The following is a 16029-nucleotide window of genomic DNA, read 5'->3' on the forward strand; positions in this document are numbered from 1 at the left end:
TGTCGGTATTGGCGCTCGCTTCAAATGTTTGAGAATCTGTAATTCTACATCCATTGCCCTCTCTACCTCACAGCTTCTAAATATTTCTTCTATTGTAGTTCAAATTTCGGAAAGTGACAGAAGAGGGATATAAGTTCTTAGCCTTTATTCAAAAGCTTTTTAGGCTAACCTGAAAAATAGAGCAAAAGGAAATTTTAATTGGAGAAATTATGGCTACAGGAATGATGATCGACGGAGAATGGACAAACGAAGGGTATGTAAAAGATCAAAAAGGGCGTTTTCAGCGCAATCCTACTACTTTTCGCGGACGCATTACCGCAGATGGTTCGAGTAATTTTCCTGCCGTTGCCAACCGCTATCATCTTTATGTATCTTATGCTTGTCCTTGGGCGCATCGTACCTTAATTATGCGTGAGTTGAAAGGATTAACCGAGGTAATAAGTATTTCAGCAGTCGATCCTTTGATGGCAGAAGATGGTTGGGAATTTTCTGATTTTCGAGGCACAATCCCCGATACTGTCAATGATACTAAATATTTACGAGAAGTATATGCGATCGCTGATTCTCATTATACAGGGCGAGTTACAGTACCGATTTTATGGGACAAACAAACCTCAACTATTGTTAATAACGAATCTCGCGAAATTATTCGGATGTTTGATACCGAATTTACCAACCTTAGTAAAGCCCAAGTTAATTTATATCCCGAACAGTTGCAGGAAAAAATCGACAAAGCGATCGATGATATTTACAATCCGATTAATAATGGCGTTTATAAAGCTGGATTTGCTCAGTCTCAAGAAGCTTATGAAGAAGCAGTCAAAGAATTGTTTGCAGCCTTAGATTACTGGGAAGAAATACTGGCAAAACAAGAATATCTCTGTGGAGATAGTTTAACTGAAGCAGATATTTGTATGTTTACAACCCTAATTCGTTTTGATGCGGTTTATTATGGGCATTTTAAGTGCAATCTGCGTCATATCTGGAACTACCCTAATTTATGGAGCTATGTAAAGAGAATTTATCACCATCCTGGGGTAAAAGAAACTTGTAACTTAGAACATATTAAACTGCATTACTATCAAAGCCATCCTCATATTAATCCCAACCGCATTGTTCCTCACGGTCCATTAATTAATTTTGATTAAAAGCTATTTATCGGCGACGAGGTTGCAACCAACGAGATAGTTGAATTCAGAGCTTGCTAATAAATTTAATTAGCTTTTGGCTTGCTCCTCTTCTTTCTTCTGTAACAAACCAGCTTTTAATTCATCCCTCATCGTTTTCAGAACGAAGTTACTTATCTAATCCTGATTCTGATGTAACGATCCGAATCGCGATAACGGTTTCGATATCTTCTATCGTTAACAGGTTTTCTAAAACCTCTACGATGTACTCTTCTTTGGCGATCGCCGTAATAACCTCGATCGTAATAACGATCGTCATAATTATCGTATCTCCTACGAGGCAGAGGAGTGTGGTATTTTGGGGTTACATTTAGAGAACGAAAAGGTTGAATTTCGATAAAGCTTCTTTGATGATAATTGCCATAGGATTCGGAATCACGAGGATGAGCTATTGCTGATGCGCTTATTCCTACAGTTAAACCAATTCCCAACGCTAAAGGCGCGATTATTTTTTTGAGTCTTTGTTTACTATTCATGATGCAGAATAAGTTTTGTCACTACTTTAGTATTAGACGCAATACAAGGATCGAAAGTTTCTTGCGCCGAATATTGGCGATCGCTTTTTAACATTAAAGTAACTACACGCTTGCGCCCTAACTACCACCTTTTACCGAGGTTGTAGAGTGCGGGCTGATTGCCCGTTCAAAATCTTTTGATTGATTTTTGAGCCAGGTAAAGGAAAACGCAGACCCTTTTCCCACTTGAGATTCAACATTAACTGTTCCTCCTTGCTGTTCGATTATTTTTTGAACAATAGAGAGTCCAATTCCAGTGTTCTCGATTTTGTCTCTGGCTTCAAGGGTTTGAAAAATTTTGAAGATTTTATCGTAATGCTGTGGGGCAATGCCGTAACCGTCATCAGTTACCGTAAATTTATAAAATTCATCTTCTTCTGCTACAGCAATTTCAATCGTTCCTTCTGGACGATGGCGATGCTTAATAGCGTTGCCAATTAAGTTAGAAAATACCTGAAGCAGAGGTGCTTTTTGGGTAGTAAAGGTAGGCAGATTAGAAGCAATTTTAATCTCGATTTCTGGTGGTGGGTTAAGTAAGTCGACTACTTCGTTAATAAGCTTATCTACTGCTACTGTTTCAACGGGAGTTTTTTTCCGTCCTACACGGGAATATTGCAGCAAACCGTGAATTAAACTTTCCATACGCTGTACTCGCCCCCGCAGCAAATTCATGTGGGAGCGCGTGTCTTCAGTTAAAACATCTTCTAAATCTTCTTCAATCCACTCCGAAAGGTTATGAATTGCTCTGATGGGTGCTTTTAAATCGTGAGAAACAGCATAGGTAAAGCTATCTAATTCTTGATTACGCTCTTCTAAGTCAGTATTTTTCTGAGACAGTATGGTAGTGAGAGAAGCAAGTTCATTTTTTTGTTTTTGTAAAGTTGCCTCTATATGACGGTGTTTGGTCAGATCGCGGACGATAATCAGCTTTTGAGCGTTTAATGAAGTTTTGTTGGTCGATAGTTCGACAGGAAAATAGACACCATTTTTATGCTTTCCCCAGGCTTCAACGAGACTATTTGCTTGAGGTAGTATAAATGGCTGTTCGCGATCGCTATTTTGTGGTTTGGGTGAGTCTACTATTATTTTTGATAAACTCTCCCCACTAACTTCGGACAATTGGTAGCCAAACATTTGCTCAATAGCTACGTTGCAATTTTCTATTTGATCCTCGCGCTCGAGCAGAATTACGCCGTCAATTACATTAGCTAGAATCGAGCTTAAAATCTCCTTATTTTGACTCAGTTGAAATTTACCCTGTTGCAGTTCTCGTTCCAAGCGATCGAACAAGTATATTGCTACCAGGGAACCCAAAAGACTCACTCCAATTGCCAACCACAATACCAAAGTAGTTTGCTTTCTTTGACTATCCAGGTATTGGGTGCGTTTTTTGAGTAAGTTTCGTTCGTCAGTAGTAAGCTCGTCAATGGCAACACGAATATTATCCATTGTTTCTTTGCTATCAATAAGTAAATCCCTAAGTAGGGTAATTTCAGTAGCAATCTTTTCTATATCGTCAACTATGGCGAGGTTCTGTTCTAAAAGTTTTAATTCTTTCTGGGATAAGGCTCTTAACCTAGCAACCTGCTGCTGTCGCTGGAGGTTATTTTCTGCCAAGCGATCGAGACGTTCCAAATAAAGGGGAATTTTATTGTTAGCTTGTTGATATGGTTCTAAAAATTCAGAACGACGAGTAACATAGTAACCTCGTACCCCTGTCTCGGCATTAAGCAGAGATACTAACAGTCGATTAGTCTCCAATAAAACTTGCTGTACTCGATCTACATTTCTACGTGCTTCAAGAGTATTTTGTCTTTGTATCCACAAAGCGATTAGAGAGATTGTCAAACACAGAATTGGTATGGAAACAATTAGTTTTCTTTTCTGGCGAAGGGACAAACGAGATAGGAAACTGCTAACTCGATTTGGGCGATCGCTATTTCCCTGATATTTCATTGATATTTATGAAACATACATAAAGATTGCAGGAATTAAGACATTACAATCTAAAACATCTTATATTTCCTTAATACTCTATTTTATCCATAACATTGTGAAATAATAGTTATCTATATCTTTCGATATACATCGCAAGACGTTAATAGTTTTACGCTTGTCCTCGAATAGTAAAACCTCGTGCTGAGATCGCTCGTCAATAATAAATGCTAAATAATCGATGCTAAATGCTAAATGAAATGACTTTGAATCGTATTTCTACTGGAATTGAAGGCTTAGACGAGATTTTGTCGGGAGGTTTAATTGCTCAACAAGCTTATTTAATCAAAGGTCAACCAGGTAGCGGTAAGACAACTTTGGGATTACATTTTCTTAATGCTGGTATATCTCAAGGAGAAACAAGTCTATTTATTAGTTTCAGCGAACCAGAATTTAGGTTACGTCGTAATGCCAAGCTGCTTGACATAGATATAGATCGGGTGGAATTTCTCGATCTTAGTCCTACAGCAGATTTCTTTACAGAAGACCAAACCTACGATATTTTCTCTCCCGCCGAAGTCGATCGAGCACCTATGACTCAAAAGATTATTGAAGCTATTGATAAAATTAAGCCTCAGCGTATCTTTTTAGATGCTATTACTCAATTTCGCTTTTTATCCTCAGATACTTTTCAGTTTCGTAAGCAGATACAGTCTTTTCTGCGCTATATGCTAGATCGCGACATTACTCTCTTATTCACTTCCGAAGGTAGCGATCGCAACCCTGATGATGACCTACAATTTATGAGTGATGGAGTAATTGAGCTACACACAACCCCAGAAAGACGCAGTATTCGAGTAGCTAAGTTTCGCGGTTCTGGTTTTGTAAAAGGTTATCACGAACTAGAGTTAAGAGATCGCGGTATGACGGTTTTCCCTAGTTTAATTCCTGAAACTCATCAGCGCAAATTTACCTCAGAAGCTATTTCTTCGGGTGTTGCCGAAATTGACGAACTACTCCATGGTGGTATCGAACGGGGTACAACCACAATTATTAGTGGGCCATCGGGGGTAGGTAAATCTACTTTTGGAATGCAGTTTATGAAGGAAGCTGCGGGTAGAGGAGAACGTTCGGTACTCTATGCCTTTGAAGAAGCAGAAGAAACTTTGTTGACACGTTGTCAAGCAGTTAATATTCCCGCTCATGTAATGATCGATCGCGGTACTTTATCCGTAGTTAAAGTCGATCCACTTAAATATACTCCCAATCAATTCGTACATCTTGTACGTGCTGAAGTAGAACAAAACAACGCCAGAATTTTGATGATTGATAGCACATCTGGTTATAGGCTATCGATGCAGGGAGAAGATTTAGTGCGTCAGCTACACTCTCTTTGTCAATATCTAAAAAATATGGGTGTAACGGTAATTTTAATTAACGAAGTCCATACCATTGCAGGGGGAGAATTTAGCGTTACTGATGTGGGACTTTCCTATTTAGCCGATAATTTAATCTTTCTCCGTTATTTAGAATTGGAGGGTGAGTTACGTAAAGCGATCGGCGTTCTCAAGAAAAGGGTATCGGATTTTGAACGTACTTTGAGAGAGTTTCACATTACTAAATATGGCATTAAAGTAGGAGAACCTTTAACCAAATTAAGAGGAATTTTGAGTGGTATTCCAGAATGGATTGATAGGGACAAAGATAAGTAATAGGTAATAAGTAATCTTTGATGTCAGAACCAATTGTATTTTTGGTCTTAAGTTTTAAGAAGCGTAATCGAGAGCTTTTGAGCCAAGTGTTAGTACAAGCAGATTATCAAGTGATTGCTGTCGGTAATTATGAAGAGTTAGAGCAAGCCTTATTCCATTCTGGTACAGTAAATTTGGGATTAATCGATTTAGCAGTATGCGATCGCCGTATTGGGAGTTATTGCGAACAGTTACAAGCAGCAGATATTCCGTTTTTTGCTTTTACTCCTCAATATAATCCTGTTGTGGAACAAGATAGTTTAGCACATGGTGCCAGGAGCGTTTTAGTTAAACCTCTAGTAATCAAAAATTTGTTATCCCTAATTAATAGCTTAGTAGGTAAGTTAGCATGAAACGTATTCTTTTACTTATAGAGCATCAGAAGAATTGTAGTATGTTATATCAATGGCTTGAAGGAGAATATCAAGTCTTGTCACCTCAAAATAATGACGATTTTGCATTAGAAGGCGAACAACTATTAAATCAAAATTTCGATATATGTTTGATTGATTTCGCTGCAATTCATCAACTACGGCAAAAAATGTTAGCCAGAAGAGAAGCAGAAGTTCCTATGTTATTACCTTTTGTCTTTTTTACTCCACTACAAGATATTGGTCTAGCAACGGATCATTTAGAACAGTTAGTGGATGATGTTGTGCATCTTCCTATCAAAAAGAAGGAGTTACAAACTAAGTTGAGAGTACTATTGCGATCGCGCTCTTATTCTTTGCAACTTAAAACAGCACAAGAAGAGTTAAACCAAGCTTTAGCTCAAGAAAAAGAACTCAATCAGCTTAAATCTCGCTTTGTCTCTATCGTATCCCATGAATTTCGTAATCCTCTCAATGGCATTTCAGGAATGACACAGATACTAAAAACTTATGGCGATAAACTTTCTCCACAGAAGAAAGAAGAAGTTTTAGCAGGATTACAGCGCAACGTCACTAAAATGATCGAACTTTTAGAGGATCTGCTGATGATTAGTCGCAAAGACATGGGTAAACTTCAATTTAATCCAGCACCCTTAGAGTTGAAAATGTTCTGTCGTGGTTTAATTAGTGAAATTCAAACAGTTTTTAATCATAAACAATCAATTAACTTTGTCTATCAGGGAGAAAAACAACAATTTGGTTTAGACAGTAAACTACTGCATCACATTCTGACTAACTTACTCGCTAATGCTTGCAAATATTCTCCTAAAGATAGTGCTATTGATTTTGAAATATGCTGTCAGGCTTCAGAAATAGTATTGACAATTAGCGATCGCGGTATTGGTATTCCTGCCGAAGATATTCCTAATTTATTCGATTCTTTTTATCGTGCTAGTAACTCGCAAGGCTATCAAGGTACGGGCTTGGGACTAGCGATTGTTAAACAATATGTCGAGCTACATCAAGGCGCGATCGCGGTAAAAAGCGAATTAGAAGTCGGTACTACATTTATAGTTACTATTCCGATTCAATCAGTAATTAGTAATCAATAACGCTGTGTGCGACTTTTCTTTTAATTTGAAAATGAAAATCCCATCTGAGATGATCAATATTATTAAGTACCCGTGCAAAATAGATTACGAGCGTGGAGATAGGCAAGAGGCAACAGGCAAGAGGCAAGAGGCAACAGGCAACAGGCAACAGGCAACAGGCAACAGGCAACAGGCAACAGGCAACAGGCAACAGGCAACAGGCAAGAGAGAATTCTGAGTGTGTAAATAATTATGACCAAATACTTAGAATCAAAAAAGGGCATTTAGAAAAACGCCCTCATCTTATTTCATGCCAATTTCTTGGCAATATCTAGTTAAAATTCAACTCGTTATTAAAAACCCATAGCGTTGTCTTTTACTTATGCAACCATTTAGATGCTATTGCACCCAAAGCTGCACCCACTAAAGGATTACTCAAGAATTTAATCAACGCTGGTTGATCCGCCATTACCTCTTGGAAAATATCAGGGTGAGAATGATAGGTAAAACTAGCTAGTTTACTAACATCATTTGCATCCATACGACTAGCGTGATGAGTAGATAAACCTAATTGTGTTTCTAAATCTCTTTTGCTTAATCCTCTATCATCAAGGCGTTTGAAGAATTCTCTGGCGACATCATCCCTTTCGTTGGGCTTAATTTTAGCGATCGCTTCTTTTAATTCAGGCTCCATTTGTTGTGGCGAAACATTATCGTGATGAAAAGCCCGACTAAACATACCGTGTCTTTCTTGTCTGCTACTACGTTGAGCAAAATCATCAAAATTATCGTAGTTTTCTTCTACAGGTGAGCCATCGAGAGATTCGACATTCCCCCCTGCTAAATCGTTCATTATTTGTTTTTTATATCTATCACTACTAGACATAATTTTTTCTCCTGAATATATCGTTACCAATTCAACTGCTTGAGTTTAAAAAGCGTTGTCCATTATTAATAGTCGTTAATAGTCGTTAATAGTCGATCGACCTATGCTTGATACTCAATATTGTTGGACTGCACGTCGTATTTTGCTGTTAAAATTCTTTCTTTATCTGGTGCGTACATCAAGATAGTTAAATCTTGGTTGGGGAAATTTTTATGAAAACCCATTGTTAGAGCCTTTGCCAAAATTTGGACTTCTGTGGGGTTTACTTCCTCGGAGATAACGACACCCAACTTATTATTATCTCGTACGTAGGAATCAGTAATCATTCCCTGGCTGGTGCTAACTACCCAATCACCAAATTTTTGTCCTGCAATGCTATCTCCTCTTTCTAATTGAGTGTAAGCTTCATTTCTGTCCAAAGTAGGATTAGGCAGAGTTGCAGTGTTGCTAGAAGAACAAGCTGTGGTGGTTGCTACCATTAAAACTAATAAGGTAGTAGCTACAAAGCGACGAATCTGAGCAAAATTGATTGCCATAAAAAACTCCTGATACTATATAAATAATTGATGCTGTGATTTATCAACAAAAAGAGAGAAGGAATTAACTATTTTCCTTCTCAATTAGAATGAAACTAATTAACAATTTAATGATTAGTCAATAGCTTTTTTTACAGCATCTTTTCCATCTTCAACAGCGTGTTGTGCAGAAGCTTCTGCTTGTTTTGCTTTACCTTTTGCCTGATCTTTCTTATTTCCAGTAATTTCGCCCATAGCTTCTTGAGCTTTACCTTCAATATTCTTAGCGGTAGCTTCTGCTCTATCTTCGGTACTCATAATGAGTTTCCTCCTAATTATTTTTTTTGTAACCGTTGTTACTTACATAATGTACTAAATATTTTATGGATGCTTAATCTACCAAAGGGAATAAAAAGATAATGAGTAATGAGTAATAAGTAATAAGTAATAAGTAATAGGTAATAGTTTTTTACTTTTAAATCTTATTTTATAAAAGTTATATCTTTTGATGCTTGAAATTTTAGTCTACTTTAGGTAGACAATACATTACCTATCTTAAGTAAGATGATTGGGTATATGGATATCTACTAAAGTGTTGTCAAACAAAAAATATTATAGTGACTGGAATTATTCAAAAATTCATTTTGTTGATTTGGTGCTTAATACGCAGAAAGGACTGCGTATAACTTAATTGTTAGAAGAGAAGGAAAAAGTCGTGTTATATAACGAAACGGTGTTAATTGCACAGGTCATTGTAGAAACAGAACCAGATATAGAGGCAGTTCAAGATGCTTCTTTTATGTTCAATGGTCCTCAGTTTTTTGCAGCATTGATAGCTGGAGTGGTATTAGCTATTGCTTTCCAATTATTGTTTACTAACTTGGGTGTTGCTGCTGGTATCTCGTTAGCTGGCGGTAGTTCAGATTCGTCTTATCATGATGATAGTAGCAGTGGCTTTGGTAGCACTGTTAAGAAGATTGGTATGGCGGTGGGTTTAGGTACGTTAATTAGCGTCACCCTGGCTCTATTTATCGCTAGTATGTTAGCTGTCAAATTAGGTCTGTTTGTCTCTCCTCTTTCTGGGGCGATTGTGGGCTTGGTAATTTGGGCAACTTTCTTTGCTTTAATGATGCTGTTTAGCTCTAGGGCTATTGGCTCGTTATTGGGTTCAGTAGCTAGTACGGCTACTTCAGGAATGCAAGCCATTTTAGGTACGGCGACGGCTGCTTTAGGTGCTGGTGCTGCTAGCAAACAAGTAGTTAATACGGCTGAAGCTGCTGCTGCTGCGGTGAGAAGAGAAATTGGAATGGCAATCGATCCTGTATCGATGCGAGAAAATGTGGAAGATTTTTTACAGTCTGTCAAACCCGCAGGAGTTGATGTAGATAAGATTGCCAGGGATTTTGAACAGTTATTAGACGATGAAAACCTACAGGAAATTGCTAACAGCGATAGTCTTCGTGATATTAACCGTGATACCTTTGTACAGTTAGTAAGCGATCGCTCCGATTTATCGAAAAAAGATATCAATCGGATTGCTGATAAGTTAGATGGTGTGTGGCATAAAACTACTAAAAAATTAACCCCTTCTGGCGATCCTATTGCAGAATTTACCAACTACATCAAAACTGCAACCAAAGAACAACTTGTAGGCACAGATTTCGGCAATAAGTTAGATTCTCTAATTGATGAGATGGCAAAAAAACGTCGTTCTGAATCTTCTAACCCTTTAACTCAGGCTGCAAGCGTAGGGATGAATAGTCTAGTTGGGATGGTAATGGGTAGAACTGATTTAACAGATCTTGATGTTGATAAAGTTGTTAATCAGCTACAGAAATTACAGGGACATATTGGGGAACAAACTGACAAGGTGGCTTCTCAAGTAGGACTAATAGAAACCCCTGAAACTACGGTTAAAAAAGATATTAAACACTATCTGTCTAATGCCTATTTGTGGCAACTCAAACAGAAAAACCTCGATCGCGAATTTCGCGATCTAATATACGATCCTGCTGCGGATCCTCAAGCTGTAGCCAACGATCTCAGACAGGTTAATCGCGCTGATTTTGTGGATATTCTGAAACAAAAAGGTATCCTGGCTCAAGCTCAAATTCGTAGTATCGCTAATATTTTAGAAGCAATTCGTTTGGAAGTCTTAGCAACCGCCGAAGCAGCCCAAGCTAGAGAAAAAAGTATTGAATTGATGGCGGAGGTTGAAAACTATTTAACGACTGTATCTAAAGAAGAATTAGCACCAGAAAAAATCCAGATTAACTTCAAGCCAATCCTAGAAGACTTCGATGCTTCTTACGAACAACTAAGTAATCGTCTGGCAGTTTTAGACCGCCCAACTCTAGAAAGAATGCTAGAATTGCGCGGTGATATGGAGCAATATGAGATTTCTGCGATCGCAGGAGAGTTAGAACTAGCACGCGATCGTGTTTTAGAAGATGCACAGAAAAATTTAGGTCAAGCTCAAGCAGTTGCCGAAAGACAATGGTTACAGGTTCAGTCTTATCTCAAAGATACTGGTAAACCAGAACTCAATCCTGATGCTATCAAACGAGAATTAGAATTATTACTCAACAGACCTCAAGCAGGAAGTTCGGCACTAAAAGCCAGACTAGCAAGCTTTGACCGCGATACTTTAGTACAATTACTGGCTCAACGCCAGGACTTAAGCGAAGAGCAAATCGAGGATACTATTGATACTGTTGAGGGTGCATGGATGCGAGTTAGTAGCGCACCCCAGAAATTAGCAGGAAAAGCACAGGAACAATACGACCAAGCAACAACTGCGATCGCCAATTATCTTCGTGGTACAGGTAAACCCGAACTTAACCCCAGAGGTATTCAAAGAGATTTAACCCTATTGTTAAACGATCCTCAATTGGGTTCTAAAGCGATCCGTCAGCGTTTAGCAGCAATGGATCGCGATACTTTAGTACAGTTACTAGCCCAGCGTCGGGATTTAAGCGAAAATGATATCAATCAAGTAATTGATGATGTGCAGTCTACCTTACGCGCCATTGCCAAAGCACCCCGTCGCGCAGCAATTCGTACTCAAGAAAAAGTCCAAGACTTTAAAGAGTCAATTGCAGACTACCTGCGTTCTACCGATAAAGCAGAATTAAGCCCTGCGGGTATCAAGCGAGATGTCGAATTATTGCTTAACGATCCTCGTGCTGGAGCAGAAAGCCTTAAAGAAAGACTAGCAAGTTTCGATCGCGATACTTTAGTTGCACTGTTAATTCAACGAGATGATATCTCTGAAGCAGATGTTAATAACGTCGTAGATCGAATTCTCGAAGTCAGAGATAATGCGATTGCACAGCTACAAATGGTGCAGGACAAAATTAAATCTGTAATTGATAGTTTACTGGCAAAAATCAAAGCCTATCTTGATAGCTTAGATCGCCCAGAACTCGCTTACGAAGGTATCAGAAGAGATATTAATGTGATGTTTGACGATCCTCAAGCTGGTTTTACCGCACTGAAAGATCGTTTTTCTCAAGTAGATCGCGATACCCTAATTGCGGTGATGAGTTCTCGTGATGACATTTCCGAAGCCGATGCTAATCGCATTATCAACCAAATCGAAAGAACCCGCGATCGCACCATCCAACGTGCCGAACGGATTCAAACCGAAGCGGTAATGCGTCTCGAAACTGCCAAAAAACAAGCTGCGATGCAAGTAGAGGAGACTCGTAAAGCTGCTGCAACTGCTTCCTGGTGGCTATTTATCACTGCTACTGTATCAGCGATCGCTTCTGCCACTGCTGGTGCATTGGGTGTTGTTGGTTAATTGATTGTTAACAGTTTGTTTGGCAAGAGACGTAGTTATTAATAGCTGCGTCTTTTTCTCTATTGTTACAAAGCCTACGGCTTTAGCTATAAGCTATAAGCTTTAAGCTTTAAGTCTTCCATAGCAATCGCGCTTATAGCTATATTTGGGTTAATGCCCCGACCAAATTATGGGAGCAAGCGTACTTAAAGGAGTGAGAGCTTCAGTCTTGTTGCCCTGCTTATAGCTTATGACAATCGCGCTTACAGCTAATTGACTAAATATAATTCAAGACAGATGTTTAAAAGACTTCTTTGTTCTTTGCCATTATCTTATCGATCGATCGTATAAGAAAAATTAGAATCAAAGTGTTATCTATAGTTATTTAAAAGCAGAAAAATAGAAAGTCAAATCTATAATTTTGCTTTCCATATTTATGATAGTTAAATAATCAACAAAGCCAGGGTAGTATTAATCTTAATTCGTCATGGTCAAAGTACTTAGAATACTTTACTCTTGTCTATACAGTAAATAAAGAGGGCGAGATTGTAGATAAGCAAGTTTTAATCAGCTAACAGCTTTAATATCTAAACTCTAAGACGGGGCGTATCCCCAAGAGACAGCCCCTCCTCTAAGCGAAAAACTCTAAGAACAAGCTGCAAGCTTTTAGGCAATTTTCTCACTTGGCAAATAATGCAGTTAAACTCAATAGATGTTTAATTTTTAACCAGCTATAAGCTTTAAGCTCGCTTGCTGTAAGCGAATAATTAAACCCCCTCGCCCAAAACGAATTACACCACCCCTTAATTTATCTCCTTTCCCCTCTTGACATTTGGCATTCATGCTTAACTTGTCACCAATGGCTAATAGCTTATAGCCTATAGCTTACAGCTAATCGCGTAGCGATTTTAACTTCTTTCTTTTTCCTTTATTAAAAGCCATGACAGTTCTACTTGGTTTCAATTCCCGATATATTATTTACATTAGATACTTTTTAAGGAAAATCAATCGTCAGCTTAATCTCAAACAACTTTGGTATCAAGATAACGGAAATTGGCATTGGGTCAAAGAAAAACCAGTACCAATTGCTAGTCTCAATCGTAGTCTGTGGCGTTTATCTGTACCCTCGTTTAGTTTTCACTTTATGTTAGGACTATCAGCGATTATTTCTACTTTGGGGTTACTGGCGAACAGCGTGGCAATTATTATCGGGGCGATGATTATTGCGCCTTTAATGGGTCCCATTGTGGGAATGGCTTACTCTGTGTCAATGGGCAATCGTAAACTATTACGTCGTTCTAGTTTTACCTTATTCAAAGGTATCATTTTAACTATCTTGGTTTCTTGGCTGACATCATCGCTAATTGGTTTAAAAACCGTAGATTCAGAGATACTTTCCCGCAGTAACCCCACCTTAATTGATTTTAGTATTGCTATGGCAGCAGGTGCAGCAAGTGCTTTTGCTAATACTCGTCGCAGTATTTCTAGTGCTTTACCAGGAGTTGCGATCGCTGTTGCTTTAGTGCCTCCTCTTAGTGTAGTAGGTATCGGTTTGGGATTAGAAAAAGAAAATATTGCCATCGGTGCAGCCTTATTATTTTTAACAAACCTAATCTGTATTATCTTTTTCGGTAGTTTAGTCTTTTTATTTCAGTCTTACGGTAGTATCGATCGCGCCAAACATGGACTAGCTATGTCCACTGTGGTGATGTTTCTTTTGGGTATACCTTTGACTCTTTCGATGCGTGAGTTAATTATCGAGAATAAAGTAGGCTCCCAAATATCCAATTTAATAGTTTCGGAGACTGAAACTTTTGGCAACACTGATATCAGATTGATTACTGTTATTCCCAAAAAAGGCTATCTTAAAGTAGAAATAGAGATTGCTGCACCAGTTGACTCAATTTCTCAACGGCAAATCGATCTGGTTAAAGACTTTCTGGTTGATAAGATTGGTGAGCCTATTGATTTAGAAGTTACAATTATTCCTGTAAGAATCTTAAAGTCAGCTAACTAGAAAATTTTTTCGATTCGTCTAATCTACTCACAGCCGTTTTCAATTCGATAGACTCCGCTTTTGATTAGTTAGTTTGGAGCTTCCAAGCTCTAAGACGGGGCATATAAACTCTTGGGGAAACCCCAAGAGACAGCCCCTCCTCTAAGCTCTAAGCTCGCTTGTTGCTTAAGTAATTGGATATGTTAAATGGTCTACTATGCTTGAAAAGTGCAGTCAAAATAATTCATAATCTTTTTTGTTAAGTTAGCAATCTGATTTGTGATTTTTATCGGGGATTTCTAATTTTTACATTACTACTAATAAATCTCAACGATGAATGAAGAAGTTTTCTCACTACAGAAAGATGTCATAATTCTTTTCAGGACTTTAAAGTTGAGAAATCAAAAAACTATTTAAGATCGAGTTAGATGGAATTTGTTAGCGATCCCGATATTACAGTTAAAATTGACCAAATGAGGCGCAGAGTGCGCTGGAAAGAGGAATTATTTTTGAACAAAGCGATCGACCAAACTAAATTAGCGATCGACGATGACAATACAGACAATCCTAATTTCTCTTTCTTAGTTATTGGAGATAGTGGTTGTGGCTCTCATCTTAAACATCATCCCCAACGCAAGATCGCTGAAATGATGTTACAACATCAACAAAAATGTAGTTTTATTCTCCATACTGGGGATGTGGTTTATCAAGTAGGCTCTAACGAATATTATCAGAATAATTTTATTAATCCTTATAAAGAGTTTTTAGTGGGAGGAGAAAAACCGCAACAGCTTGAATACGATCGCCTGACTTTTAAACTACCCTTTTTTCTGGTCCCTGGCAATCACGACTATTACGACTTACCTCTAATTTATGGTATCTTGGCACAAGCTACTTGGTTGCCTCGTCGTTTGCTACGGGGCAGAATAAATTTAGATGTCGGTTGGCATGGCTCAGATTGTGGAGATGCTTATGCGAGAGCCTTTCTGGATTATTTAATCGCTCTCAAAGGTAGAACTAATTTAGAACGCCATTTAGATACTCACTACACTGCCCAACATATAGGCGATCGCTGTTTGCATTATCAGCCAGAAAAATTTACCCGCTTGCCTAATCGTTACTATACTTTTCGCTATGGGGGAATTGATTTCTTGGCCCTTGATTCTAATACTTTTAATCAGCCTCTAACTATACCCGATACAGAAGAAGGGGAAACTAAAAGGGCAAAATTATTAAGTCGTCAAAGTGAACTAGAAGATCGAGAACAAAAGATACAAGAAGCGATCGAGCAACTTGATATTAACAATCCCGAAGATGCCGAACAAATAGATGATTATTATGCCAAATTAGAACATATCGAAGAAAGTAAGCGCGATATTGAAAAACAACTAAATATAAATAAACAAAAGCAAACAACCGATTGGCAACAATTAGAATGGCTTAAGGATAGTTTAGTAGCATCCTGGCAAGATGAAACAGCCAGAGGTAGAATTATTTTCTTACACCATCCCGCTTACGTTACCGAAACTACTAAATGGGATCAGGGACAGACTTTAGCAATTCGCGATCGCTTGCGTCAGGTATTTAACGATACTGTTAAAGAGATAGGTACATTACCCGAAGGACGCTCTGTAGTCGATCTAGTAATATCAGGTCATGCTCACTGTTTAGAACATCTCTATACCAAAAATACGGGATATGCCGATTCTGAGACTAACTGGATTGTCTGCGGTGGTAGCGGTCATAGTTTACGCCGTCAACGTCAAGAAGGAACAGTATTATTTCAAGATGCCGCTCTCGATTCTCAGCCCATCGGTCAATCGCAACTATATTTAGGTCGTAATGGTAGCGGAAAAGATAAAAAACGACCCTATTCGTTCTTACGCATTGATGTTCAAGCTGGCAATAAACCCCAGTTTACCGTCAATACTTATGTAGCTGAATGGCATCAACGTCAATGGAATGAATACGCCATCGACCCTTTTACTATTTAATTTT

The 16029-nt window shown here is 38.3% G+C and carries 12 protein-coding genes; 7 read left to right on the top strand and 5 right to left on the bottom strand.

The features are described 5' to 3' along the window. The first annotated feature begins 209 nt into the window (after positions 1-209). Positions 210-1148, top strand: coding sequence for a glutathione S-transferase family protein (locus H1P_RS09020; RefSeq protein WP_144866400.1), 939 nt, complete (start codon positions 210-212; stop codon positions 1146-1148). Between the two features lie 152 nt (positions 1149-1300). Here H1P_RS09020 and H1P_RS09025 read toward each other — a convergent pair whose 3' ends face one another. Together H1P_RS09025 and H1P_RS09030 are read right to left on the bottom strand one after the other, a co-directional pair. Beyond that, positions 1301-1663: a hypothetical protein gene (locus H1P_RS09025; protein ID WP_144866403.1), complete on the bottom strand. Its 363-nt coding sequence runs from the start codon at positions 1661-1663 to the stop codon at positions 1301-1303. A 117-nt stretch (positions 1664-1780) separates the two neighbouring features. Then, entirely contained in the window at positions 1781-3658 is a 1878-nt protein-coding gene (locus H1P_RS09030) for a sensor histidine kinase (RefSeq protein ID WP_144866405.1), read from the bottom strand. A gap of 227 nt (positions 3659-3885) precedes the next feature. On the opposite strand from H1P_RS09030, the gene H1P_RS09035 reads away from it, so the two are divergent. From H1P_RS09035 to H1P_RS09045, 3 genes are read left to right on the top strand one after another with little or no spacing between them, the layout of a single operon-like run. Next, entirely contained in the window at positions 3886-5349 is a 1464-nt protein-coding gene (locus tag H1P_RS09035; RefSeq protein WP_144866407.1) for an ATPase domain-containing protein, read from the top strand. 20 nt (positions 5350-5369) lie between these two features. Then, positions 5370-5741: a response regulator gene (locus tag H1P_RS09040; RefSeq protein ID WP_144866409.1), complete on the top strand. Its 372-nt coding sequence runs from the start codon at positions 5370-5372 to the stop codon at positions 5739-5741. Beyond that, complete coding sequence (locus tag H1P_RS09045; protein ID WP_144866411.1) at positions 5738-6871, top strand: ATP-binding response regulator; 1134 nt, start codon at positions 5738-5740, stop codon at positions 6869-6871. Before H1P_RS09040 ends, H1P_RS09045 begins: the two co-directional genes overlap by 4 nt. Positions 6872-7226: 355 nt before the next feature. On the opposite strand, the gene H1P_RS09050 is transcribed toward H1P_RS09045, so the two are convergent. The 3 genes from H1P_RS09050 to H1P_RS09060 form a co-directional block, all read right to left on the bottom strand. Further along, complete coding sequence (locus H1P_RS09050) at positions 7227-7736, bottom strand: hypothetical protein (protein WP_144866413.1); 510 nt, start codon at positions 7734-7736, stop codon at positions 7227-7229. Positions 7737-7837: 101 nt separating this feature from the next. Then, positions 7838-8272 carry a hypothetical protein gene (locus H1P_RS09055; RefSeq protein WP_144866415.1) on the bottom strand — a complete coding sequence of 145 codons (435 nt, stop codon included), beginning with the start codon at positions 8270-8272 and terminating at the stop codon, positions 7838-7840. 114 nt (positions 8273-8386) lie between these two features. Continuing rightward, positions 8387-8569 carry a CsbD family protein gene (locus tag H1P_RS09060; protein WP_144866417.1) on the bottom strand — a complete coding sequence of 61 codons (183 nt, stop codon included), beginning with the start codon at positions 8567-8569 and terminating at the stop codon, positions 8387-8389. A 397-nt stretch (positions 8570-8966) separates the two neighbouring features. Between H1P_RS09060 and H1P_RS09065 the strand changes: the two genes are divergently transcribed. The 3 genes from H1P_RS09065 (at position 8967) to H1P_RS09075 (ending at position 16025) form a co-directional block, all read left to right on the top strand. Further along, on the top strand, positions 8967-12056 hold the full coding sequence (locus tag H1P_RS09065) for an MFS transporter (RefSeq protein WP_246141550.1): 3090 nt from the start codon (positions 8967-8969) through the stop codon (positions 12054-12056). 919 nt (positions 12057-12975) lie between these two features. Then, a complete protein-coding gene (locus tag H1P_RS09070; RefSeq protein ID WP_144866421.1) occupies positions 12976-14052 on the top strand; it encodes a TIGR00341 family protein in 1077 nt (358 codons plus the stop codon). A gap of 407 nt (positions 14053-14459) precedes the next feature. Next, positions 14460-16025 carry a metallophosphoesterase family protein gene (locus H1P_RS09075; protein WP_144866423.1) on the top strand — a complete coding sequence of 522 codons (1566 nt, stop codon included), beginning with the start codon at positions 14460-14462 and terminating at the stop codon, positions 16023-16025. Positions 16026-16029: the final 4 nt, after the last annotated feature.

It is taken from the genome of Hyella patelloides LEGE 07179 (assembly GCF_900659865.1).
In the GTDB taxonomy this organism is placed as follows: Bacteria; Cyanobacteriota; Cyanobacteriia; order Cyanobacteriales; family Xenococcaceae; genus Hyella; species Hyella patelloides.

Excerpts from the sequence above, each read along its gene's own strand:
- H1P_RS09035 (WP_144866407.1), top strand. The coding sequence starts at position 3,886 with ATGCTAAATGAAATGACTTTGAATCGTATTTCTACTGGAATTGAAGGC.
- H1P_RS09075 (WP_144866423.1), top strand. The coding sequence starts at position 14,460 with ATGGAATTTGTTAGCGATCCCGATATTACAGTTAAAATTGACCAAATG.
- H1P_RS09040 (WP_144866409.1), top strand. The coding sequence starts at position 5,370 with ATGTCAGAACCAATTGTATTTTTGGTCTTAAGTTTTAAGAAGCGTAAT.
- H1P_RS09030 (WP_144866405.1), bottom strand. The coding sequence starts at position 3,658 with ATGAAATATCAGGGAAATAGCGATCGCCCAAATCGAGTTAGCAGTTTC.
- H1P_RS09020 (WP_144866400.1), top strand. The coding sequence starts at position 210 with ATGGCTACAGGAATGATGATCGACGGAGAATGGACAAACGAAGGGTAT.
- H1P_RS09070 (WP_144866421.1), top strand. The coding sequence starts at position 12,976 with ATGACAGTTCTACTTGGTTTCAATTCCCGATATATTATTTACATTAGA.
- H1P_RS09055 (WP_144866415.1), bottom strand. The coding sequence starts at position 8,272 with ATGGCAATCAATTTTGCTCAGATTCGTCGCTTTGTAGCTACTACCTTA.
- H1P_RS09045 (WP_144866411.1), top strand. The coding sequence starts at position 5,738 with ATGAAACGTATTCTTTTACTTATAGAGCATCAGAAGAATTGTAGTATG.
- H1P_RS09060 (WP_144866417.1), bottom strand. The coding sequence starts at position 8,569 with ATGAGTACCGAAGATAGAGCAGAAGCTACCGCTAAGAATATTGAAGGT.
- H1P_RS09025 (WP_144866403.1), bottom strand. The coding sequence starts at position 1,663 with ATGAATAGTAAACAAAGACTCAAAAAAATAATCGCGCCTTTAGCGTTG.
- H1P_RS09050 (WP_144866413.1), bottom strand. The coding sequence starts at position 7,736 with ATGTCTAGTAGTGATAGATATAAAAAACAAATAATGAACGATTTAGCA.